This is a genomic window from Weeksella sp. HMSC059D05 (assembly GCF_001809725.1).
In the GTDB taxonomy this organism is placed as follows: Bacteria; Bacteroidota; Bacteroidia; order Flavobacteriales; family Weeksellaceae; genus Weeksella; species Weeksella virosa.
Genome location: NZ_KV798546.1, coordinates 65,661 through 90,371, shown reverse-complemented (window position 1 = coordinate 90,371; position 24,711 = coordinate 65,661). Strand labels below are relative to the sequence as shown.

The following is a 24,711-nucleotide window of genomic DNA, read 5'->3' as shown; positions in this document are numbered from 1 at the left end:
AGAGATATACTTTTTTGCTTTGTACGATGAGAACAAGTATCTTTGATAATGTTAAAAAATATAAAAAGATAAAATGAGAAAGACATTGATGAAAACGTCGTTGCTTTTGAGTTTTTTGGCTCTCGGTAACACTCTTTTTGCACAAGGCGGAGGAATGTGGATACCGACAGAACTGAACGAAAAAGAAATGAAAGAAATGGGACTAAAAATTTCTGCAACCGATATTTTTAGTAACGGGAAAAAGAGCATAAACAATGCCATTGCCCATTTTGGCGGTGGATGTACATCAGAAGTAATATCCCCAAATGGATTGTTGCTAACCAATCATCACTGTGGATATGGTCAAATCCAAAGTCATTCGTCATTAGAGAACGATTATTTAAAAGATGGCTTTTGGGCCAAAGATATGAAAGCAGAATTACCAAATAAAGGACTCACAGCTACTTTTATTGTAGATATTATCGATGTTACAGATAAAATTTTACAAGGAGTAACTGATAATATGCCAGAGGAGCAACGGATGGAGTTGGTGAAACAAAACATACAAACACTTTCTGCACAAACCGAAACAAAATCGTACCAAGAAAATTATGTTCGACCATTTTACAAAGGGAATAAATACTACCAATTTATCACCGAAACCTTCCGCGATGTACGTCTAGTAGGAGCTCCACCTTCGGCAATAGGTAAATACGGTAGTGATACCGATAACTGGGTTTGGCCAAGACACACAGGAGATTTTGCATTGTTTAGAATTTACGCTGATAAAAACAATCAACCTGCAGATTACTCACCAAACAATGTACCTTACAAACCAAAACATTTTTTACCGGTAAATATTGGTGGGATAAAAGAAGGTGATTTTACATTTGTTTACGGATTTCCAGGAACAACGGATGAATATCTACCAGCTTCATCATTGCTTCAAATCCAAGATGTGATAAATCCTGCTAGGATAGGAGCAAGAACGATTGCACTGCAGCATATAGATAAAAAAATGCGTGAAGATGATGCAACGCGTATCAAATATGCCTCTAAGCAAGCGAGAATTTCTAATGCACACAAAAAATGGATAGGAGAAAAATTAGGATTAGAAAGGAGTAAAGCTGTAGAATTGCGTTTGGCTAAAGAAAATGATTTTGCAAAAAGAATAGCCAAAAATAAACAACAAAAGAAAACATACGGGAATATCATTCAACAATTGAATGCGTTGAACAAAGAAAATGAAAAGTTTGCGGTTGCAACCACCTTGTTTGGCGAAATTTTCTCTACAAACTCAGAAACTTTTCGTATGACTTTGGCATTGAATAATTTAGCCAATTCATATAAAAAAGAAAGTTATCAGAATATTAAATCTCGTGTAATCAACCAATTAAATGGGATGTATAAAGATTATGATGCAGCCTTGGATCAGACTATTTCTGCAGAATTAATCGAATATTACAATACCACAATGCCCAAAGACTTATTGCCAAAAAAAGTTGCTTCGGCAGAAGAGATACAAACTGTTTTGGATAATACGTTGATTAACGGAACAGCAACAATTAATGGCAAAACTCTGCTAACTTCCTTAGAAGAATTATCGAAGAATGACGATGAATTTATTAAAGCAATACAGCAAGATCCTTTGGTATTATTGGTTAAGCGTTATTTGGATACTTATCAAGAAAAAGTTAGTACACAATATTTAGCGAACCAAAACAAAATGAATCAGCTGATGCGTACCTATATGAAAGCACAATTGGAAGTGTTTTCTGATCAAAAACTATTCCCAGATGCCAATTCTACTTTGCGCGTAACCTATGGTAAAGTTGATGGATATCAGCCGCGTGATGCAGTTTATTATGAGCCAGTTACATATTTAGATGGTGTGGTAGAAAAACATATTCCGGGAGATTATGAGTTCGATTTGCCACAACCATTGATTGATTTGTATAACAAAAAAGATTTTGGGAAATACGCAGATAAAAATGGAAAATTACCCGTTAATTTTATTGCAACCAATCACACAACGGGCGGTAATTCTGGAAGCCCGGCAATTGATGGAAATGGAAATTTGGTAGGATTGAATTTTGACCGTGTTTGGGAAGGAACAATGTCTGATTTGAATTATGATCCAGAAATTTGTAGAAACATTATGGTTGATGCACGATATATTTTATGGGTTATCGAAAAATATGGAAAAGCTGACCACTTAATAAAAGAAATGAAAATCGTAACTAAATAATTTTTAATTCAGTTTATGAGTCCAGTAAAATCCCGTATATGCATACGGGATTTTTTGTTTAATAACTTTTCCTATAATATATATTATGTTAAATAGAAAGATTGAGTTTAAGAAAAGCTATCATTTTTATTTGATAGCTTATAAATGTAATTTAATCAACTCATTCTTCTTCTGTATTTTTCATCGCCATAAGTAAAGCATATGCACCTTTCGAAACATATTTTTTGTTAGAATCTAATGGCGACTCAATTGCAACCATATTTTGTTCTACTTTACCTATTTTCACTTTTTTCATCTTATACGTGTTATTGCTAAGCACTTCATACACATAATCTTTACCTTCAAAATGTACTACAGATTCTTCAGGTAAAACTTGCGCAAACTGATTAGCAAACGATAATTCTACTGTAAAATACATTTTAGAAATCATTTGTTGTGGCAAAGGATTAGACAACTGAGCCAAGACATTTACAGATCCATCAGAATTGACTTCTTGACCAATAGAAATCACCTTAGCTTCGTATTTTTGCTCTGGGTTTTGATTGGTTGACGCTAAAATTTTTTGACCAATTTTCAATGCAGCTAATTGATTTTCAAAGGCTTTTATTTCCAATAATGGTGTTGAAGATTGGATAATTTCCAACAAAGGTTCTGAAGCCGAAACATATTGACCTCGATTTACAGAAACCTTATTTATGGCGCCCGAAACCGGCGAAACAACCGTTAAATTTCTTTTGATAGCATTTACGGTGACCGAATTTGGTGACAAATGCATCAAGTGTAATTTTTCTTCCAAAGCCCTTTTCTTGATCAGCAATAATTTTCGATCGGCTTGTGCTTCTTCCAAAATTTTGGTGCTTGCCGCCTGCGCTTCATTCAGTTCTTTTTGTCGTTTAAAGTTAGATTCCGCCTTCTCCAACAAAGCTTTTGTCGTGAGATATTCCTCTTGTATTTGCACAAACATTGGGTCTTCTAACACTGCCAAAACTTGCCCTTTTTTCACATACGTTCCCGGAATTACCTGAATCGACTTCACAAAACCACCTAGCATATGCGTTACCGAAATTCGGTCTTGCGGCAACACTTGAGTTCTTGCGCTCAATTGCATCGTAGCATTCAGGTCTATCGTTTCTACTTTCACGGTTTCGATCGTGAGTTGTTTTTGCTGCGCTTGGGTTAATGTTATTTCCTGTGTGTTTTCGGTTTCTCGAAGCGTTTTGTTTTCTTCTTTTTGAGAGGTACAAGCACTGAAATTCATTCCGATAATCAATGCCCAAATATAGTTTTTCATTATTCGTTTGTTAAAAAATTAAAAGTTATAACCGATTGATTTCGTTGCAAAAGTTGATCTGCAAATTGATTCTGAATCTGAATCACCTGATCATTTTGCACCACCCAATCGAGATAATTGATTTCACCGCTCAACAATTGTTGCGAAATGGTTTGTTGTAAAAGTTGCGTTTCTGGCCACTGAACCGATTGATACGAAGTAAGCACTTTGTCTAACGCGTCAATTTCGTTGTTGATTTGTTGCACTTGATTCGACCAGTTTTTTTGTTCGATTTGCAATTGATTTTCTTGCATTTGCACCAAAACTTCTGCCGATTCGATGTTCGATCGAATGCTTCCAGAAAAAAGCGGAACCGCAACACCCACCATCAAACCTTGGTAGCGTTTGTCATTAAGTTCCTTAAAACTCTGATTAAAATATCCTACCGAAAACTCTGGCAACCGCTTTGTTTTCTCCACATCTACTTGCATTTGATTGATAAGAAGTTTCTCTTTTTCTACTTCTATTTGTGCCGATGTTGTTCCGATTTGCTTTTGGGGTAGGAAAAAATCTTGCTCGGTTTTGGGTTCGATGGGTTCTTCGATTTGCAACAAATTCTGAAGGTTCCAACAAATAGACTGCAATTGAGATTGGATAAAAACAGCTTCATTTTTCAAGTTCTGAAAACGAATTTTAGCCATCGAAACCTCTGCTCGATTGCTCTCTCCTTTTTGGAAACGCAAAGAAGCCTTCGCTAAAAAATCTTCATATATCTTTAGATTTTTTTTGAGAATAGCTTGTTTCAATTGCCAATATTGCCAAGCAACATATTGGTCTGCAATTTTTTTTTCGAAAACCTGCTCGCCTAATTTTTCTTGCATTTTCGCCTTTTTGATCCGTTGCTGATTCACATTTCGTTGTTTCTGAAAATAAGTAGGAAATGGGATTTTCTGAACAACACTAATTTTTTCATCAAACAAATCACTATTGATTTTTCCGAATTCGACTGAAAAATCCGTAGGTGCCAAACCTAAATTGGAACGATTGTTCTTTTGATGGTACGCGGTTTCAAAACGAGCTTGCTTCAAATGTAAATTCTGATTTTTTCCGACCGAAATCATTTCGTCATACGTCATAATTTGTTGCGCACTAAGCGAATTTCCTATCAAAAGAAACAAGAAAATACTGACCGTTTTTAGCGGTGTGGATACTTTGGATTTCATATGTGTTTTTTCGAATAAAATGTATAAAATGGGTAAAACAAAAAGAGTGAGAAAGGTGGCAATCAATAAACCTCCGATGACCACAGTGGCCAAAGGACGTTGTACTTCTGCACCCGAACCGTGACTGAGCGCCATAGGTAAAAAGCCAAGCGATGCAACCGAAGCTGTCATCAGAACAGGACGTAAACGGGTACGAGTTCCCATCAGAACAACGCGCGGAATATTGTGAATGCCTTGTGCTTTGAGGCGATTATATTCGGACACCAACACGATGCCGTTGAGTACCGCCACTCCGAAAAGTGCAATAAAACCAACGCCTGCACTGATGCTGAAAGGCATGCCTCGAAGAACTAATAAGTAAATGCCGCCAATAGAAGACAAAGGAATAGCGGTATAAATCAATAAACTGTATTTGATTGATTTGAAGGCAAAATACAACATCAGAAAAATCAATAAGAGAGCTACAGGAACTGCGACTCCTAAGCGTTTTTTGGCCTGATTGAGGTTTTCGAAAGCGCCGCCATACGTTGCATAATATCCTGAAGGAAATTGAATTTTTGCGGCCACTTGTGCTTGTAAATCTTCTACAACGGTTTGCACATCTTTATCTTTCACATTGAATCCTACAATAATTCTTCTCTTGGCATCTTCTCGCTGAATTTGGTTTGGCGTGTTTTTATAAGCCACTTCGGCCACTTGAGAAAGCGGAATTTGCAACCCGGAATCGGTAGGAAGCAGCAGATTTTGAATATCGGTTATCGATGCTCTACTTTTTTCATCCAAGCGAACCGTTAAATCAAAACGTCTTTGTCCTTCGAAAACATTTCCGGTTGTTTGACCTGCAAACGACATATTGATGATTTTATTCGCATCGCCAATACTCAGACCATGTTGAGCCAATAACGCACGGTTGAATTCTATCACCACTTGTGGCGTTCCGCTAACGGGTTCGATGTACAATTCGTGTGCTCCCTCTACTTGCTGAATTACATTCCCCAACTTTTGTGCATAATGTGCCAAACTATCCAAATTTTCTCCAAATATTTTCACAACTATATCTTGCTGTGCACCGGTCATTAGTTCGTTAAAACGCATTTGTACAGGAAATTGAAAACTAGTACTTAGACCAGGAACTTCTGCAACGGCAGCACTCATTTTATTGGATAATTCGGGGAAAGTTTTGGCAGAAGTCCATTCTTTCTTAGGTTTCAGTACAACAATCATATCTCCTGTATCCATTGGCATAGGATCGGTTGGGATTTCTCCACTTCCGATTTTAGTAACGACCATTTCGACTTCTGGGAAACGATCTTTCAGGATTTTAGCAGCTTTGTTGGTGAATTCTATCGTGGTTGATAAATTACTTCCGGGTAAAACACGTGCTTCTACGGCAAAGTCACCTTCTTCTAGAGAAGGGATGAATTCACCTCCCAAACGGCTTAAGAGAAACACTGCCAATGAGAACATCAAAACAACTGTAATTAATACGAGTTTTCTTTGTTTGATAGCTTTCAGTAGCCAATGATAATGAATGTTTTCTATTCTAGCCATTACTCGATCTGATAGGTTTGGCTTTGTTTTTTTCTTTTTACTCAACACCATAGAGGTCATCATTGGTACATAGGTAAGAGACAAAATAAAGGCGCCGACCAAAGCTAAAGAAACGGTTTGTGCCATGGGTTTGAACATTTTCCCTTCGATTCCTTGCAAAGTGAAAATTGGAAGATAGACGATTAGGATGATAATTTGTCCAAAAACGGCTGAGTTAACCATTTTTTTAGCAGCTGAACCTACGGTAGCATTCATGTTTTGCGTAGAAAGTCGTTGATTTTTTCCGAATTGTTTACTGAGGACTAATTGATGCATCGCGGCTTCTACAATAATGACAGCGCCGTCAACGATCAAACCAAAATCAAGTGCTCCTAAGCTCATTAAGTTGCCGCCAATTCCTAAAATATTCATCATAATAATAGCGAAAAGTAATGCTAACGGAATAACAGAGGCAACGATGAAACCTGCACGAAGATTTCCTAAGAATAAAACTAATATAAAAACAACGATCAAAGCACCTTCTAGAAGATTCGTCTGAACGGTATGGATTGTATTATCGACCATTTTTTTTCGATCGAGAAAAGCTTCAATTACTACGCCTTCGGGTAATGTCTTTTGAATTGTTTCTATCCGATCTTTTACCCGTTTAACGACTTCATTACTATTCTCTCCCTTGAGCATCATGACGACTGCGCCCGAAACTTCACCTTGGCCAATATAAGTCATGGCTCCATACCGTGTTGCATGGCCGATTCTAACTTCGGCTATGTCTTTCAGCAATAAAGGCAAACCGCCCGAAATCCGTTTTACTGCAATATTTTCTATGTCTTGAATGGAACCAATCAATCCTTCGGAGCGAATAAAAAGAGAAGTCGGACCTTTTTCGATATACGCGCCACCGGTATTTTGATTGTTCTTTTCTAAGGCATCAAAAACATCGTTTATAGTGAGATGATGCGCCTGCAAACGGTTCGGTTGTAAGGCAATTTCGTATTGTTTTAACTTCCCACCAAAACTACTTACATCGGCCACACCGGGAACGCTTATCAATTGTTGACGAACAATCCAGTCTTGAATGGTGCGCAATTCTGTGGCATCAAAACGATCTTCGTAACCTTTTTTCGGACGAACAACGTATTGATAAATTTCTCCCAAGCCGGTAGAAATCGGGCCTAATTCAGGCTCACCAATTCCGTCCGGGATTTCGTTTCGTACTTGCAGTAAACGTTCGCTCACTTGCTGTCTTGCCCAATAAACATCGGTCTTATTGTTGAAAACAATCGTTACCAAAGACAAACCAAAGCGAGAGAAACTCCTCAATTCGGTAATTCCTGCAATGTTTGCCGTTGCTTGTTCGATTGGGAAAGTAACCAAACGTTCGATATCTTCTGCTCCAAAAGAAGGTGCAACGGTAAGAATTTGAACCTGATTGGATGTGATATCAGGTTGAGCATCAATAGGTAACTTCTTTACTTCGTAAATTCCGAAAACGAGTAAAGCAAGTGTAAAAAGACCTATGATGAATTTATTTTTGATTGAAAAATCAATGATTTTATTTAACATCATTTTCTTTATTAATCCAGAAATAGATTCATTATCAGTAAGATAAATCAAACCGAATAATGAAATTTCTAGATGAATTAACCACTAAGTGAAACTTGAATTCTACCGAAAATAGAATTCGAAATTATGCGAAAATGTGTTGTTGTTTTGGCGGTTGCCAAATAGATGCGAGATATGAAGACTGTGTGAATTGATCGACCCATATATGCATAGTTTGTGAATCGATATCAATAATTTTATTAGTGATTTGAAGTTGAAATTTTGGTACAAAACAAGGGTCTTGATAAACGCGATCAACGGTCATAAAAGGTAGTTTCTGGTCGGTCTCCCAGTCTTCATCCATCTCATGATTATCGTAATGAAGTACAATAAATGTTTTGAACTCGGAAAATGTCCAGTTGTTTTGACTGTGTTCGATGAAGTGCGAAAAGAACAGAGGAATCTTGTACAACTGTGAGAATTGAGTTGTAGAGGCCAACTGCATGAAAGTAATCGTTAAGATTAACCATCTTTTCATACAACAAAAGTAGAGATGTTATCTAAAAAGATATCATAAAGAATGAATGAAAGAGGTAGTTTAGAATTGGATTAAATATTGAAATTCTAGGTAAGAATACGATAAAAAAGAAGTGTAAAAACAATAACCCCACCACACGGTGAGGTTATTGTTAAAATGAATTTTAGAAAAGGAAATAAAATGATTTAGAATCATTGAGGTGCTTGAAAAAGTATGAAGTGAAATCGGTAACTTTTGCGTGCACCGCATTACCACTACTGATTCTTTTTACTCCTAAATTTTTCTGTGCTGGATAATCTAATGATTTTGCTGTAACAAATGTATTAAGCGGTAAATCTATAGTTTGTACCATTTTTTTTATATCTTCTTCTGTAGTAATTAATGGGACAAAAATGCCGTCTGCTCCTACATCTTTATATATTTTCGCACGTACAATTGTTTCGTCTAATGCTCTTGGATGTTCTGTGGTATAGGTATCAATTCTCGCATTAATGAATAAATCTTTTCCTTTTGCTTTGAGGTAAGTCTTGATAGAATGGATTTTGTCGGCTAATACTTTCACATCGTCTAACTTACGTTCATCGGTGCTTGTATTTCCATCTTCTATATTGATGCCCACTACTCCAACATCTACTAATTTCTCAACATACTCATTCAATTGATTGAGGTCTTTCGTAAAACCCGACTCTATGTCTGCGCTTACCAATAAATTCGTAGATTTCGCTATGCGTTCTATCATGTATAACATTTCATAAAACGACATATTTTCTCCGTCTTCATACCCTAATACATTAGCAATTGCATGACTCGAGGTTCCAATAGCTTCGAAACCAGCTGCTTCTGCCGCTTTTGCACTTATAACATCCCAAACATTAGCAAGAAATAGCGGATCTTCTTGCTCGTGTAATTTCCTGAATTTATCTACTTTCATAAGTAATTGTATTGTTTTTTGTTTTGTTTAATTATTTACCTAAAATACAATAAAGCTTTGAGTATGAATTGATAAATTATTGTTAAAAATTACTTGGTCTCTAATCTACCTGCACGATTGGCGTCTACAGCGACTGGCCATTGAGCTGTTTTACCATCTTTTGTAGGTAAAACTCTTTTCGTACGATCTACCAACTCTTCTTCCTCTGAAGCTAAATATGCTAAACTAGCTGTTAAGATGACGTTGTTTCTTACTTCATCAAAAATAATTTTATCGTACGTATCTTTATTAGTATGCCATGTGTAACCAAAATATCCCCAGTTTAGAGAACTCAACATAAAAGCAGGTATACCCGCAGCTACAAAGGAAGAATGATCAGACCCTCCTCCACTTGGCATACCAGGGAAAGACGTTTCTATGTGTTTACTTACGTCGTTTGGGACTTGATTCAACCAGCGAGAAACATACTCATAGGCATTTACAAATCCTTGTCCATTGATGTTTACTACTCTTCCTGTACCATTATCTTGGTTGAAAACGACTTGGGTTTTAGCAACAATGTCTGGATGATCTTTTACAAAAGCTCTAGATCCATTGAGGCCTTGTTCTTCGCTCCCCCATAGTCCAATAATAATAGTTCGTTTCGGGTTTGGATAAAGTTTCTTTAGGATACGTGCAGCTTCCATCATAGTTATAACGCCCGTTCCATTATCTGTAGCACCTTGTGCACCATCCCACGAATCGAAATGTGCCGATAAAATGACATATTCATTCGGTTTTTCTTTTCCTTCTATTTTTGCAATGGTGTTAAAGGCTTTTGCTTTTCCTAAATCTTTTGATTGTACATTGATAGAAATTCTTGGTTTTTTATTGTTAACTGCCAATCTATACAACATTCCATATTGTTCAAGTTCGATATCGATCATGGGAATGTTTTTCGTTTTCGCATCGAAAATTCTATTGGCGCCCATAATTCCACTCCAATTAGAAATTACGATTGCTGCTGCTCCTTTTTGCTCTAAAAATTCAGCTAATTGGTTTTGGGTATATCCTATCGCTTGTAAAAAAGATTGATATTCTTTTTGCCTATTTTCGTTTTCTTTTTTTAGCTTTTCGTAAGTATCAGGCGTTGCAAATTCCTTTAGCTGATAATCGGGTCTACCTACTGGTTGATACATAGATAAAAGCACCACTTTATTTTTGATCTGATTGCTCCATTTCGCAAAATCTTTAGGGTCTTTTGGCAAGGCCACAACCTCTGACTCGATAGTTTTTTTGGTTGCTGGGCTCCAAGCAAGTTGTGTTGCATTTAGAGATACTACACGCGGTGAAGTCATCGTAATGTTTGATGCTCCTCTTTGCCATGCTTTCCATTCGCCATAGTTTTGTCTTTCGGCATCAATTCCCCATTGTTTGAACTGTGCAATGGCCCAATCACTTGCTTTTTCCATTTCAGGTGATCCTACCAAACGCGGCCCGATTCCATCCAAAAGTTCGGTTGCTAAAAGCTCGAGTTGAGAATTGTTTTGTGCTTCTTGAGTAATAGCACTGATAATAGCATCTTGTTGTGTGTTGTTCTGTGCCGTTAAAGTTATAGAGGCACATAAAACGGTTGCCAATTGTAATGGTCTATAAAACTTCATTATGATATTTTTTTACTAAAATAATAAAAGCCTCTTAAATAGAGACTTTATCTTGATGTTTTTTTATTTCATGGATGTTTTTCTTCTTTATTCCACCCAATAAATGTTCCTGTATTCAGTAAGGTGAAAAGTTTTGATTAATTAATAATGTATTGATTATACATCGAAATTTAGACTATTTAGCTATGTGTGTTTTTTGCGTAAAAAGAATGTATAATTTATAAATAGTTACTTTATTTTTTCTTTAATATAGGCCAAAATTTTATCTCCTTCTTTGGGTGAGAACCAACAAACACTCTTATCTTTTCTGAACCATGTGAGTTGTCTTTTTGCAAATCTCCTTGTATTTTTCTTAATTTCTTCTACTGCTTGTTCTAGTGTAAACTCTTGGTCTAAATAACAAAATAGCTCTCTATACCCAACAGTTTGCAAGGCATTTAGGTTTTTTTTAGGATAAACTTCTTTCACTTCGTCTAGCAGATTATTTTCCATCATAAAATCTACTCGACGATTAATTCGATCATACAACTCTTCCCTTGGCAAATCCAATCCTATCTTGATAATCTCGAAAGGTCTTTGCACAATAGAATTGCTGCGGTAGGATGAAAATTTATTTCCTGTTCCACGAATTATTTCTAACGCTCGAATAATTCTTTTTCCATTCTGCTGATCTACCTCTGCAAAATATTCAGGATCTTTCTCTGCTAATTCTTGTTGCAAAACTTCTATCCCATCTGTAGCAAAAATTGTATTTAGCGTTTCTCTAATCAATGGGTCAACTTCTGGAAAATAGTCCAAGCCTTGAGTAAGTGCTTTTTCGTACAAACCAGAGCCACCGACCAAAAGAGCAATATTGTTGGTGTTAAAATAATTTTCTAGAAAAGCCAATGCTTCACGTTCGAAATCTCCTACCGAATAGTCATCTTCAATAGATATGTGTTGTATAAAATGATGCGGAACATGGGCTAATTCATCTTTTGTAGGAACAGCAGTGCCGATAGAAAGTTCTTTGAAAAATTGTCGAGAATCATTGGAAAGAATTTCGGCTTGTAAATTTTTGGCTAAAAAAATTGCTAAGTCGGTTTTACCAATTGCAGTAGGACCGACTAAGCTAATTAAGTATTTTTTATTTGTATCAATCGATGATTTTTGCATCTTCTAGGTACGAATATTTAGGCTGTAAAATTTCCCATGCAAGATACTTTTCTATTTCTTTATTTAAAAATTTTAGACCAAACATTAAAATCCCGAAATCATCTATTAGACCGATTGGCCCGAACATAAAAGAAGGTATAAAATCTAATGGAGAAAGTATATAAATAAACGCCAAGAACGGAAGTATAATGTTTTTCCAAGTCGGTTTGTAAGTTCCACGAACTATATCATTTAGCATACGAAAAGTGGTTTTTACTTTTGTTGTGAATGTTTTGTCTTGCTGTGCTTTAGCAGCTGCAGCTCCAGCTAATCTAAAAAATCTTTTTTTGTTCATTTCCCTAAATAGTTTTTGATGTGTTATGTAAAATTCAAAGCACGTGCCAAAGTCTATTTGTCAGTTTTACAATACTTTATAGACAAATAAGTTATTACAAACTTTCAAGGTTTTCTAAATAAAATAAAAGCCTCGAAATTTCGAGGCTTTAGTGTTAATGCATAATTTTCAGATTGTTTACATATTTCTGCGATACTGTCCACCTACATCAAATAATGATTCTGTTATCTGACCAAGTGAACAAACTTTTGTAGCTTCCATAAGTGCCTCAAAAATATTACCGTTCTGGATGGCAACTTCTTTAACTTTTTCTAATTGTTCTTTTTCTTCAGCCTCTTTTATTTGGTGTAGTTTTTCTTTGGTCAGAATTTGGAATTGTTTTTCTTCTTCAGTCGCACGAATAACTTCCGCAGGAATCACTGTTTTTGATCCCGTAGAACTTAAAAATGTATTGACTCCAATGATAGGATAATCTCCGTTGTGTTTTAGTGTTTCATAATACAAAGATTCTTCCTGAATTTTCGAACGTTGATACATGGTTTCCATTGCACCTAAAACTCCTCCACGCTCCGTAATTCTATCAAACTCGGCCAAAACGGCTTCCTCAACCAAGTCGGTCAATTCTTCGATAATGAATGAACCTTGTATCGGATTCTCGTTTTTCGCTAAACCTAATTCTTTATTGATAATGAGCTGAATCGCCATGGCTCTACGCACCGATTCTTCTGTTGGTGTTGTAATAGCCTCATCGTAAGCATTGGTATGCAGAGAGTTACAGTTGTCATAAATTGCATATAATGCTTGTAAAGTGGTGCGTATGTCATTAAAATCAATTTCTTGTGCATGCAACGATCGACCAGATGTTTGGATATGATATTTTAACATTTGTGCTCTTTCGTTTGCGCCGTATTTATACTTCAGGGCTTTTGCCCAGATTCTTCTTGCTACTCGCCCGATTACCGAATATTCTGGATCGATTCCGTTCGAAAAGAAAAATGACAAGTTGGGTCCAAATGCATTGATATTCATTCCTCTAGATAAATAATACTCTACATACGTAAAGCCATTTGCCAAGGTAAAGGCCAATTGCGTTACTGGATTTGCTCCTGCTTCGGCAATGTGATAGCCGGAAATAGATACGGAATAAAAGTTTCGAACATTATGATCGATAAAATATTCTTGTACGTCACCCATCAAGCGCAAAGCAAATTCGGTAGAGAATATGCACGTATTTTGTGCCTGATCTTCTTTTAGGATGTCTGCCTGTACGGTTCCGCGTACTTGTGCCAAAGTTTGTTTTTTAATTTCTTCGTATACATCTTTTGGCAAAACCTGATCGCCAGTTACACCCAATAGCATGAGTCCTAAACCATCATTCCCTTCTGGTAAGTCGCCATTGTATTTTGGTCTTTCAAAGCCTTTGTCTTCATATATTGCTTTTATTTTGGCTTCTACTTCGGCTTCTAATCCATTTTCTTTTATGTATTTTTCACAATTCTGGTCGATAGCTGCATTCATAAAAAAGCCTAACAACATCGGTGCAGGCCCGTTGATAGTCATTGATACCGACGTCATCGGATGCGACAAATCGAAACCAGAATACAGTTTTTTAGCATCATCCAAACAACAAATCGATACACCTGCATTCCCAATTTTTCCGTAAATATCTGGTCGGTGTCCTGGATCGTTACCGTAAAGCGTTACCGAGTCAAAAGCGGTTGACAATCTTTTGGCGGGCATCCCCTTTGAGACATAGTGAAAACGACGGTTTGTGCGCTCTGGTCCTCCTTCACCGGCAAACATTCGGGTAGGATCTTCTCCTTCGCGTTTGAATGGATATAAACCTGATGTGAACGGAAATTCACCCGGTACATTTTCTTGCAAAACCCAACGCAACAAATCGCCCCAAGCTTCGTATTTTGGTAATGCTACTTTAGGAATTTGTAGGTGTGATAAAGACTCTGAGTGGGTTTTTATTTTGATTTCTTTGTCGCGAACCTTGAAACTATAAATTGGATTTTTGTATTTGTTTACTTTTTCGTCCCAAGTAATGATTGCCTCCCAATTGAATGGATCTAAATTTCGTTTCAATTTATCGAATTCAGCCAAAAGAACTTTTGATAGTTCTTCGTTTTCGGTTCCGGTAATTTCGATTCCGTGTTGTGTGAGATTGGGAGTTGTTCCCGAAAGAGTTTCTATTGTTTTGAAGATTCCGTATAGTTTTTGGGCGACTTCCTTTTGTGTAGATGTTTTGGTATCGTAGGCACGATTATTCTCGGCAATCTCTGATAAATAGCGTGTTCTTGCTGGAGGAATAACAAAAATTTTCTCCGACATTTCTTTTGTAATTTCAAATGAAGAAACCAAGTCTGCACCCGTTTTTTCTACAATTTTCTCTATGATTGCTTTGTAGAGTTGATTGGTTCCTGGATCGTTGAATTGTGAAGCAATTGTACCAAAAACAGGCATTTCGTCAGGATTAACATCCCAAAGATTGTGGTTGCGTTGGTATTGCTTTTTCACATCGCGAATAGCGTCTAAAGCTCCTCTTTTATCGAATTTATTGATGGCCACAATGTCGGCAAAATCCAACATATCAATTTTTTCTAATTGTGTAGCTGCACCAAATTCTGGTGTCATGATATAGAGTGATGTGTCTGAATGATCTAGAATTTCGGTGTCAGATTGTCCGATTCCTGAAGTTTCTAAAATAATCAAATCGAAATTAGCTGCTTTCAAAACCTGCAAAGCTTCTTCTACATAGCGAGATAAAGCTAAATTGGATTGGCGTGTGGCTAACGAGCGCATATATACACGCGGATTATTGATCGAGTTCATGCGAATACGGTCGCCCAGTAATGCACCGCCTGTTTTCTTTTTAGATGGATCTACAGAAACCAAAGCAATGGTTTTTTTGGGGAAATCAATCAAAAAGCGACGAACTATTTCATCGACCATCGACGATTTTCCTGCTCCGCCGGTTCCAGTAATCCCGAGAACTGGTGTCGATTTATCGATTACTTTATCATAATGAAAAACTTTTAGAAAGTCTTCTTCTCTGTTTTCTGCCAATGAAATCAGACGGGAAATGGTTGTAACGTCTTTGTCTAGTAGTGACTGGTAAACATCTTTACCTTCTGGTAACTCTAAATTTCCTGTTGGGAAGTCTGATTTTTCAACCATATCGTTGATCATACCTTGCAAGCCAAGTTCACGACCATCATCGGGCGAATAAATTCGGGTAATGCCGTAATCCATTAGCTCTTTTATTTCGGTCGGAAGAATTACTCCGCCTCCACCACCAACTATTTTTATGTGTCCTGCTCCTTTTTCTTGAAGCAAATCGTACATATATTTAAAATACTCATTGTGACCACCCTGATAAGAAGTCATTGCAATTGCATTGGCATCTTCTTGTATCGCTGTGTTCACTACATCTTCTACCGATTTATCATGCCCCAAATGTATTACCTCGCATCCTGTAGATTGAATGATGCGGCGCATGATATTGATGGCTGCATCGTGACCATCAAACAAAGCAGCAGCAGTAACAATACGTACTTTGTTTTTTGGTTTATACGGGATTTGTGATGGTTGTTGAAGGGAAACTTGTTTTTCTTTATTTTCTGTAGTAATCTCAGACATTTTGTTTGTTTTGATGATGGCTAATATACATTAATTCCTATAGATTTCGTGATGAAAGGGTTAAGCGAATAAAATTTTTATATAATCTTTATGATAATTGTATAAAAAAATATTAGGAGTGTTATTTATTTGATTCACGTAATCGGAGCTTTTCTTTGTAAAAAGCTAGAGTGCTTACATAAAGTTCTTTTTCTAATTCTGCATACACATTACCTTCTATATCTTTAATTTTCAGTTGCTTAGTGATTGTTATTTCATCTTCTTCTTCAATTATTTTTTTGATGTTCTTAATTTCATTTTCTGTAAAAATATATTCTACCCAAACTGTTTTTTTGATTGGTCTTTTGAATTTGGCTTTTACCGATTTGTCCCATACTACATATTTTTTACCTAAAATCTGTGTCAATTGAACCATATAAATTGGGTCGGTTGCCGACAACATACTCCCGCCAAACATAGTGCCCATATAATTCATGTTCTTATACGAGAAAATGATTTTTCCTTTTATGTAATGCATATCCTTCGAAATTTCGATTAAACGCCCACAAGAGCGACGATACATTGGTGAAATATTGAAGAAAAGTTTTAGATACTTATGCTTGTTTGGGCTTTTTTCTAGCAAATTGGCTAGTTCTTGATAAAATGACATGCTTTTTAACTTTTTAGAGTTTTCTTCGTTTGATTTTACCCGATTCAGTGCGATCAAATTGAGGTTGAAATATTATTTCTTTTGGCTTTTCGAATTGATTGAAATCAATATCATCCAACTGAAAATCAAATGGGTCTCCTTCTATCATCAAGATTAATTTTTCACCCAAAAGATCATCTCTTTTGCTGCTTACATAAAATGCACGTTGAAGATAAGGTTTTAATTTTTCTTCGATTTTTTCTGGATACAACTTTATTCCTCCAGAATTGATAATATTATCGGCGCGCCCTATCCAAATAAATTCTTTTCCAGATAGTATTTCTACTACGTCGTTTGTAGTGAGAATTTCATCATAGTAAGGTGTTTTTATTTGTAAACAAGAACGGGCATCTTGGCTGATTTCTATTTCATCAAAAACCTCGAAACTATTTTTCTGATTAGGATATTGTTCATTTCTTAGCTGTTTAAAGGCAATATGTGTAATGGTTTCGGTCATGGCATAGGTCTCGAAAATTCTATTTCGAAATTTGTACAATTTATCCTTAGTATGTTGATTGAGAGGTGCTCCGCCTATTATCAAACAACGACAATGGGATACAAAATCGATTGATTTTTCTACTTGCATAGGCGTTAATGCTACAAAATCTATCGTATCATTCGGCAGATTCAGTTGTTGAAAATCCTCCCATAGAAAAACCGAACGTGGCGTGGAGCATATCAATTTCAAACCTAAAACAATTGCCCGAACAAGCATCATTTTACCTGCAATATAATTTACTGGCATTGCCAAAAGTGCGGTATTTCCTTTTTCTAGAGAAAGATATTTACCTGTAAGTTCTGCACTTTTTTTCATGTTGCTTTTGGTCAACATCATTTTCTTAGGAATTCCTGTTGAGCCAGATGTCTGTACTTCTACTTTTTTATCATCGTTGTACCAATTCTCTAAAAAATTAAGAATTTCTTGTTCGAAAACTGTAGCAGCCTGGAGTTTCTTATAATTAAAATTCGACAAACTAAAATCTAAAATCATCATAGTATCGAGTAATTTGCGCCAGCATTAATCTCAATTGGTAAGAAATTATCAGCAGGTGGTATGGGACAACTGAAATTTGTGCTGTATGCACAAAGTGGGTTAAATTTAACAATTTCTCCATTGGGTGTATAAATGAAATTAGCCTTTACCCGATACTTTTCTTGTATAGGAAAAAAATCGATTCCTGAAAATTTTATATTTTCACTTCTTTTTAGTGGTTTTATAGAGTTGAAATAATATGCATTGAGTTCGGCTTGATAATCAGTTATTGTCTTTTCATAGGAAGCTTTTTGGGTTGAACTTATACTACAAGAAAATAAATATAATATAATAATTATCAGTGGTTTAATTATTTTCATTTTGTATTTTTTTTCGATACAACTGATCTTTTTCTACTTGCAATCTAGAACTGAAATTATTGCTAAATAAGCCTCCTGTGCCCAAACCCTGAGGCATTTCTGGATACAATATTGCAGTCCATTGAGCAATTGCATTGAGGCCAATATTGCTTTCTAGTGCAGAAGTGATCCAAAAACCAATGCCCAAAGCATCGCAACAATCTATCCACTCTAACGATCCTCGAACACCACCAACCAAACTTGGTTTTAGGATAATATATTGTGGCCGAATTTCTTGTAAAAGTGCATATTTATCATCTAGATGAAAAACGCCAATCAATTCTTCGTCCAGGGCTATTGGGGTTGGAGATTCAACACAAAGGGTCTTCATTTCTTGGATTTGCCCTTTTTTGATTGGTTGTTCTATCGAATGAATGGATAATTCTTTCAGTTGACGCAAAACTGTTTTGGCTTCTTCAAAACTAAAACCTCCATTGGCATCTACCCGAAGTTCTAATTTATTGGCAGGATATTTTTCACGTAATTCTTTCAGTATTTTATATTCCTCCTTCCAGTTTACGCCAATTTTCAATTTCAAACAATGAAAACCTTGTGCTAATTTTTCTTCGATTTGTTTTTTCATAAAATCGATATCGCCCATCCAAATAAGTCCATTGATCGGGATTCCTTTTTCACCATTTTTAAAAGCCGATTCGTACAAGTCTGGGTTATACGGGTCGGTATAATCAGGGTTGTCTAGGTTCATTCTAATGGATTGAAATAGCTGTTCTAAACCAAATTGTATAGAAGGAAAACCCCGCAATTCTTCCCAAAGAAAAGTCAAACCTTTGTCGAAATGATTACAAGCCCATTGTAGTTTTGTTTCATACTCTGGAACATCATCCGCACTTAAACCTTTAAAAAGTCCGCATTCTCCCAAAAATACCTGGTTGTTTTCTTCTGCCTTGAGGATATAGGTTAATTTTTCAGTTAAAACGCCTCGAGAAGTCCCACCCGGACGTTTAAACTGTAAGACATATGGTGTATAAGATACTTTCATATCTCAAATATACGGATGTTCTATAAAAGAAAAAATGCTCGATTGCCGAGCATTTTCATTCTATGTGATAAAAATCAAATCGTGATAGATTCGCCAATTTCTAGAAGAATTAATTCTTTGTTACAGTCAACGAATGCTTTTTTTGCATCTTCATGATTAATTTTGATTGGAGGAAACGTATCGTAATGATACCCAAGTACTCGATCTACTTGTACAAATTCTGCAGCTTTTGTGGCCTGATGATAATCCATTGTGAAATTACCGCCTATTGGTAGAATAGCTAAATCTACTTTACCTAGTGTTTCTGGGATCAATTTCATTTCATAGGTCAGTGCTGTGTCGCCTGCAATATAAAGTCTTTTTCCTTCGCTTTCTACTACATAACCATTAGGATTTCCTCCGTTCGATCCATCATCAAAAGAACTCGAATGGAATGCAATGGTTGCGTGCAATTTTCCAAATGGAAATTCATAACAACCTCCTGTATTTAATCCATGTGAACGCAAACCTTTTGCTCCGTAATAACTTGCAATTTCTGCATTTGATACAATAGTAGAATCGTTTTCTTTTGCCAATTGTTCGGCATCATACACGTGATCTCCATGGGCGTGTGTGAGTACAATGAAATTTGGCTTCAAGGTTTGTAGATCAATTTTTTTAGCCAATTCATTTGGTGTAATAAACGGGTCGACTACTATACGTTGATCTTTAGTTTCGATTAATAAACATGCGTGACCTAAAAAAGTAATTTTCATTATTTTGTTATTTGTTCCTACCAAATATACAATTTTCAAACGATTTTAGCGTGTTAGAGCATCTATAAAATCGAATCCAATTAGGCTATAGCCTAATAATAAAGAAAAGATTAGTGCCATCATAGCGATTGGTTTTAGGAAATTATCAAAATCTTTAGGGTCTTCTACAGTCATTATTTTTCTTCTGATTTGGGTAGCCATAAAGAAAACAATCATAAAAACAATTCCACTCAATTTCCCAGGTTTCACCTGAAGTACATATGCCAAAGCTAAGAAAAATGGAATATTCATTAATATGATTTGGTAAATTTTTGCTTTCCTTATGCCGAGTTTAGAAGCAATCGTAATTTTATTGTTGCGCACATCGTTTTCTACATCGCGCATATTGTTCATGTTGAGAACAGCCACACTCCAAAAACCAATTGCTGCAGCAGGTAGAATATTGATCCATTGAAAAGTTTTCGAATATAAAAATTCTCCACCAAGCACTGCGACTAATCCGAAAAATATAAAAACAAAAACATCCCCCAAACCTATATAACCGTAGGGTTTTTTCCCCATAGTGTATAGCATTGCAGCCAAAATGCTGGCAATTCCTAGTCCTAGAAAAAGGATAAAATAATTCCAATGCAGTGGTACAAAAGCAATGTACAACAAGGCCAATACAGAAAAAAGAGAAACAATCGACATGATCAGAATCGCCAATTTCATTTGCTTAGGGGTCACTTCTCCAGAGGCTACAACTCTTTTTTCTCCTATCCGATGAGTGTCGGTACCGCGAGCAGCATCGCCGTAATCGTTGGCATAATTGGATAAAACCTGAAAGCAAAAAGCGGTGAAAAGAGATAAGAAAAATATATTTGTTTGATAAACACCTTTGAATTTAGCGATAAAACCAGCTAAAATTAATCCACTTAGAGAAAGCGGCAAGGTTCGTAAACGTGCAGCGTGAATCCATTTTTTCATAGCGGCAAAGATAACGATTATTCTAAGTTGTAGAATAATTTCGTCGGATAGTTTTTGAGCTGATCAATACAAGAATTGTCTATAAGCAAGCTATACATTTCATCCTACCAAATAATAAAGCTTCTGTTTGGGCTATGTCAATGGATTAATGAAAAGATTATGCTTAACTTTGTAAGAATAAATAGAATAAAATGTTAGGATTAAAATTATTGACCGATCCGCGATGGGCCAATATCGCTGAATCTAATTTGGAAGAAATATTAACCGACCATGCTTGGTGCGAGCAAAAAGCTGCCTCTAATGCCATTACGCTGATAACCAATAATTCTGAGCACGAAGATTTGGTGCACGAACTGGCGGCGATAGCGATTGAAGAAATGGAACACTTCAAGATGGTGGTTGACATCATCAAAAAACGGGGTTATACGCTCGGTAGAGAGCGTGCGGATGATTATGTGAATCAGCTATTCAAGTTCATGAAAAAAGATGGCTCACGTAATCAGGCGTTTATAGATCGTTTACTATTTGCAGCAATGATAGAAGCTAGAAGTTGCGAGCGTTTCCGAGTGCTTTCTCAGAATATAAAAGATGAAGAACTGAAAAAGTTCTATTATGATTTGATGGTTTCTGAAGCAAATCATTATACAACTTTCTTGAATTTCGCCAAACAATACACGATAGATGTTGATGTAGACAAACGTTGGAAAGAATGGTTGGAGTTTGAGGGAGAGTTAATTCAATCGTACGGAAAAAAAGAAGCCATTCACGGTTAAGATTAGCAAAATTACCGAAGGATCGACTGAATACTTTTGATGCTGGTTTTGAAAGGTGATTATTTTCATGTCTGAAAATTTCTCAAAAAAAAAGCTCTATAATAAATTTTATAGAGCTTTTTTTTTGAGTATTTTATCTATTAGGCTTCACAAGAAGCACAGCTTACCAAATTCGACACTAATTCTTTAGCAACCGACTGAGAGCGTTGGTAGTATAAAGTTTTCACGCCTAGTTGCCAAGCTTCTATCATTAAGCGGTTTACTTCTTTTACAGGTAAATTTGCAGGGATATTTAGATTCAATGACTGAGATTGATCCACAAACTTCTGACGAATTGCTGCCTGTTGAACAATTTCTAATTGAGAGATTTCTTTAAAGGTTTTGAAAACAGCTTTCTCATTCTCTGTCAATTCGGCAATATGTTGCACAGAACCTCCATTCAACATGATTCCACGCCAAACATCTTCATTATCCATACCTTTTTCTTCTAGTAATTTTTTCAGGTATTTATTTTTTCGCATGAAGTTGCCTTTCGATAAACCAGCTTTGTAGTAGTTGGATGAAAATGGCTCGATCCCTGGAGAGGTTTGCCCTAGAATTGCCGAAGATGAAGTCGTTGGAGCAATTGCCAAGGTGGTTGTATTTCTTCTTCCGTAACCTTTTAATAGTTCTGGTTCTCCATAGATACGTGCTAATTCTTCCGATGCTTTGTCTGCTTTAGATTGGATATGTTTAAAGATTTCTGTTGTTCTTAACTTTGCTTCCATCCCTTCGAAAGGAATCATGTTTTTCTGAAGGTAAGAGTGCCACCCTAAAACACCTAATCCTAATGCGCGATGTCTTTTTGCGAAACGATTTGCAGCAGTTAGGTAATAGTTTCCTTCTGTTTTTTCTATAAATTCTTGTAGCACAGCGTCTAAAAAGAAAATTGCCAACCGAACCGCCTCAGTATCTTTCCATTCATCATACAATTCCAAATTCATCGAAGATAAACAACAAATAAACGATTCATCGCGTGAAGAAGGCAACATAATTTCTGAACAAAGATTACTCGCATTTATTCTCATATTGAGGTCTTTGTACACTTGTGGTTTATTTTTATTTACGTTGTCTGAAAAGAAAATGTATGGTAAACCTTTTTCTTGTCTCGATTCTAAAACTTTTGCCCAAATGTTGCGTTTTTCTACATCGCCATCGATCATTTCTTGCATCCAATAATCGGGTACACAAACTCCATAAAATAAATTCTGAATCGGATTTCCGATAGATTTTATTTTCAAGAACTCTTCAATATCCGAATGATCAATATCCAAATAAGCCGCAAAAGCTCCACGGCGAACTCCCCCTTGAGAAATGGTGTCCATCGCCGTATCGAAAAGCTTCATAAAGCTTACTGCTCCACTACTCTTTCCATTATCGGTAACTGCCGATCCTCGCTCGCGTAGCTCACCAAAGTAACCTGAGGTTCCGCCACCGATTTTGGTTTGCATAATTACTTCGCCTAATTTATGGGTAATTCCTTCTATGCTATCGGGGATATGTACATTGAAACACGAAATCGGCAAACCACGTTCGGTCCCCATATTGGCCCAAATTGGGGAACTCAAACTCATCCATCCACGCTCGATCATTTCCTTAAAAGATTCTTGCATTTCTGGCTTATACAATCTTCTTGCTGCTGCTGCGGTAATACGGTCAATGGCACCTTCGACGGTTTCTCCTTTTAGAAGATACCCTCGATTAAGGATCTGTTCTGATTCTGAATTCTTCCACCAAAGCTTTGGGGTTTCTTCGGTATGGTCTGATGGGGTGAGTGATATATTCTCCATTGTATTTGCGATGTTATTATGCGTTATCTTTTGTTCTTAAGTTAATATATATGTACTTGTTCTAAAATAAATCGTCTCCCGTGATACTCTTATCGTGTTTTGTGTAATCTACTGGTCTTTTTGCAAAGAAATCGTCTAAACTATTGGCAAAAACTTCTTCTTCGAACCAAACCATTGGCTGATATTGCTCTGCAGTTATATTGTAAATTTTACCAAAACCTATTTTCAACATACTTTCGTCTACACGATATTTCATGAAATTTAGCAAGTCTTTTTTCTTAATCGTTTCGATTTCACCTTGCTCGAAAATCCAATCTAAAATTTGTGATTCTACTTCGATCGAATGGGTAACGACATTCTTGATTTCTTGTATGGTTTCTTCTGAAAAGAAATCAGGGAATTCCTCTTTTATCTTATTAACGATATAAATTCCTGCATTGGCATGAATTTGCTCATCAACCGACGTCCAGGCAATAATGTTCGACACATTTTTCATGTATCCCTTGAAACGAGTAAACGATAAAATAATCGCAAATTGGCTGAATAAGGATACATTTTCGATAAGGATACTAAACAAAATTAACGAAATCACATATGATTTTCTATCCGATGATTTAGCATCTTTTAGTGCATTCGATAAATAGTCAACGCGCCCTTTTATCACTGGAATATCTAACAAGGTTTGGAAATCGTCGTTATACCCCAAGACTTCTAACAAACGTGAATATGCTTCTGAATGACGGAACTCACATTCTGCAAAAGTAGCTCCTAAACCATTGAACTCTGGTTTTGGAAAATGATCATATATATCTCCCCAAAACGTTTTTACAGCAACTTCTATTTGAGCAATTGCTAATAAACTATGTTTAATCGCAGTTCTTTCTGCTAAGTTCAGATGAGAATGAAAATCTTGAGTGTCGGCAGTAAAATCTACTTCGCTATGAACCCAAAAAGCTTTATTGATAGCTTCAGTAAAAGTTAAAATCTCTGGATATTCGAAAGGCTTATAATTTATTCTTTTATCAAATATTGACATTTTTAATTGTTTATTGTTGTTTAAATCATGTGTATTTGAGTGTGCATTGTGTCCAAAAAAAGAACAACCTACTCGTACTAAAATCTTTAAGATTATTCGCTGTTTTTTTCTACTATTTTTCCAAAGTTAGGACAAGTATTTTAATTCAGACGAATGCTTTGTATTAAATGTTTCGAACATTATCAACAAGTTATCAACTGTCTGATAAACAAA

General features: G+C 36.1%; 18 protein-coding genes. 2 read left to right on the top strand and 16 right to left on the bottom strand.

Annotated features, from left to right (window positions below):
- Positions 1–73 precede the first annotated feature (73 nt).
- Positions 74–2,227 (top strand): S46 family peptidase, encoded by a 2,154-nt coding sequence (locus HMPREF2660_RS07220; RefSeq protein ID WP_070486379.1) that lies wholly within the window; start codon positions 74–76, stop codon positions 2,225–2,227.
- A gap of 160 nt (positions 2,228–2,387) precedes the next feature.
- Here the strand turns inward: HMPREF2660_RS07220 and HMPREF2660_RS07215 are convergent, their stop codons facing one another.
- From HMPREF2660_RS07215 to menA, 14 genes are all read right to left on the bottom strand, one after another.
- Positions 2,388–3,518: an efflux RND transporter periplasmic adaptor subunit gene (locus tag HMPREF2660_RS07215; RefSeq protein ID WP_070486377.1), complete on the bottom strand. Its 1,131-nt coding sequence runs from the start codon at positions 3,516–3,518 to the stop codon at positions 2,388–2,390.
- A complete protein-coding gene (locus HMPREF2660_RS07210) occupies positions 3,518–7,834 on the bottom strand; it encodes a CusA/CzcA family heavy metal efflux RND transporter (RefSeq protein WP_070486591.1) in 4,317 nt (1,438 codons plus the stop codon). Before HMPREF2660_RS07210 ends, HMPREF2660_RS07215 begins: the two co-directional genes overlap by 1 nt.
- A gap of 124 nt (positions 7,835–7,958) precedes the next feature.
- Positions 7,959–8,351, bottom strand: a complete 393-nt coding sequence (locus tag HMPREF2660_RS07205; protein WP_070486375.1) for a hypothetical protein — start codon at positions 8,349–8,351, stop codon at positions 7,959–7,961.
- Positions 8,352–8,514: 163 nt separating this feature from the next.
- Entirely contained in the window at positions 8,515–9,282 is a 768-nt protein-coding gene (locus HMPREF2660_RS07200) for an isocitrate lyase/PEP mutase family protein (RefSeq protein ID WP_070486373.1), read from the bottom strand.
- 89 nt (positions 9,283–9,371) lie between these two features.
- A complete protein-coding gene (locus HMPREF2660_RS07195) occupies positions 9,372–10,925 on the bottom strand; it encodes a M20/M25/M40 family metallo-hydrolase (protein ID WP_013599096.1) in 1,554 nt (517 codons plus the stop codon).
- 228 nt (positions 10,926–11,153) lie between these two features.
- Positions 11,154–12,080, bottom strand: a complete 927-nt coding sequence (gene miaA, locus HMPREF2660_RS07190; RefSeq protein WP_070486369.1) for a tRNA (adenosine(37)-N6)-dimethylallyltransferase MiaA — start codon at positions 12,078–12,080, stop codon at positions 11,154–11,156.
- Positions 12,061–12,414: a YkvA family protein gene (locus HMPREF2660_RS07185; protein WP_070486367.1), complete on the bottom strand. Its 354-nt coding sequence runs from the start codon at positions 12,412–12,414 to the stop codon at positions 12,061–12,063. Before HMPREF2660_RS07185 ends, miaA begins: the two co-directional genes overlap by 20 nt.
- 177 nt (positions 12,415–12,591) lie before the next feature.
- Positions 12,592–16,059: a methylmalonyl-CoA mutase family protein gene (locus HMPREF2660_RS07180; protein ID WP_070486364.1), complete on the bottom strand. Its 3,468-nt coding sequence runs from the start codon at positions 16,057–16,059 to the stop codon at positions 12,592–12,594.
- A gap of 121 nt (positions 16,060–16,180) precedes the next feature.
- Entirely contained in the window at positions 16,181–16,708 is a 528-nt protein-coding gene (locus HMPREF2660_RS07175; protein ID WP_013599092.1) for a PaaI family thioesterase, read from the bottom strand.
- A gap of 13 nt (positions 16,709–16,721) precedes the next feature.
- Complete coding sequence (locus HMPREF2660_RS07170) at positions 16,722–17,741, bottom strand: AMP-binding protein (RefSeq protein ID WP_013599091.1); 1,020 nt, start codon at positions 17,739–17,741, stop codon at positions 16,722–16,724.
- A complete protein-coding gene (locus HMPREF2660_RS07165; RefSeq protein WP_070486362.1) occupies positions 17,738–18,100 on the bottom strand; it encodes a DUF1684 domain-containing protein in 363 nt (120 codons plus the stop codon). Before HMPREF2660_RS07165 ends, HMPREF2660_RS07170 begins: the two co-directional genes overlap by 4 nt.
- The gene (locus HMPREF2660_RS07160; RefSeq protein WP_070486361.1) at positions 18,087–19,139 is read right to left on the bottom strand and encodes an o-succinylbenzoate synthase; all 1,053 of its coding nucleotides are present in this window, start codon (positions 19,137–19,139) and stop codon (positions 18,087–18,089) included. The genes HMPREF2660_RS07165 and HMPREF2660_RS07160 overlap by 14 nt, the downstream gene beginning before the upstream one ends.
- A 74-nt stretch (positions 19,140–19,213) precedes the next feature.
- Positions 19,214–19,894 carry a metal-dependent hydrolase gene (locus HMPREF2660_RS07155; protein WP_041942370.1) on the bottom strand — a complete coding sequence of 227 codons (681 nt, stop codon included), beginning with the start codon at positions 19,892–19,894 and terminating at the stop codon, positions 19,214–19,216.
- 45 nt (positions 19,895–19,939) lie between these two features.
- Entirely contained in the window at positions 19,940–20,860 is a 921-nt protein-coding gene (gene menA / locus HMPREF2660_RS07150; RefSeq protein ID WP_070486359.1) for a 1,4-dihydroxy-2-naphthoate octaprenyltransferase, read from the bottom strand.
- A 191-nt stretch (positions 20,861–21,051) separates the two neighbouring features.
- Between menA and HMPREF2660_RS07145 the strand changes: the two genes are divergently transcribed.
- A complete protein-coding gene (locus HMPREF2660_RS07145) occupies positions 21,052–21,633 on the top strand; it encodes a MiaE family protein (protein WP_013599086.1) in 582 nt (193 codons plus the stop codon).
- A 140-nt stretch (positions 21,634–21,773) separates the two neighbouring features.
- On the opposite strand, the gene HMPREF2660_RS07140 is transcribed toward HMPREF2660_RS07145, so the two are convergent.
- Both HMPREF2660_RS07140 and HMPREF2660_RS07135 read right to left on the bottom strand, forming a co-directional pair.
- Positions 21,774–23,462 (bottom strand): ribonucleoside-diphosphate reductase subunit alpha, encoded by a 1,689-nt coding sequence (locus HMPREF2660_RS07140; RefSeq protein WP_013599085.1) that lies wholly within the window; start codon positions 23,460–23,462, stop codon positions 21,774–21,776.
- A 61-nt stretch (positions 23,463–23,523) separates the two neighbouring features.
- Positions 23,524–24,498: a ribonucleotide-diphosphate reductase subunit beta gene (locus HMPREF2660_RS07135; RefSeq protein WP_013599084.1), complete on the bottom strand. Its 975-nt coding sequence runs from the start codon at positions 24,496–24,498 to the stop codon at positions 23,524–23,526.
- Positions 24,499–24,711: the final 213 nt, after the last annotated feature.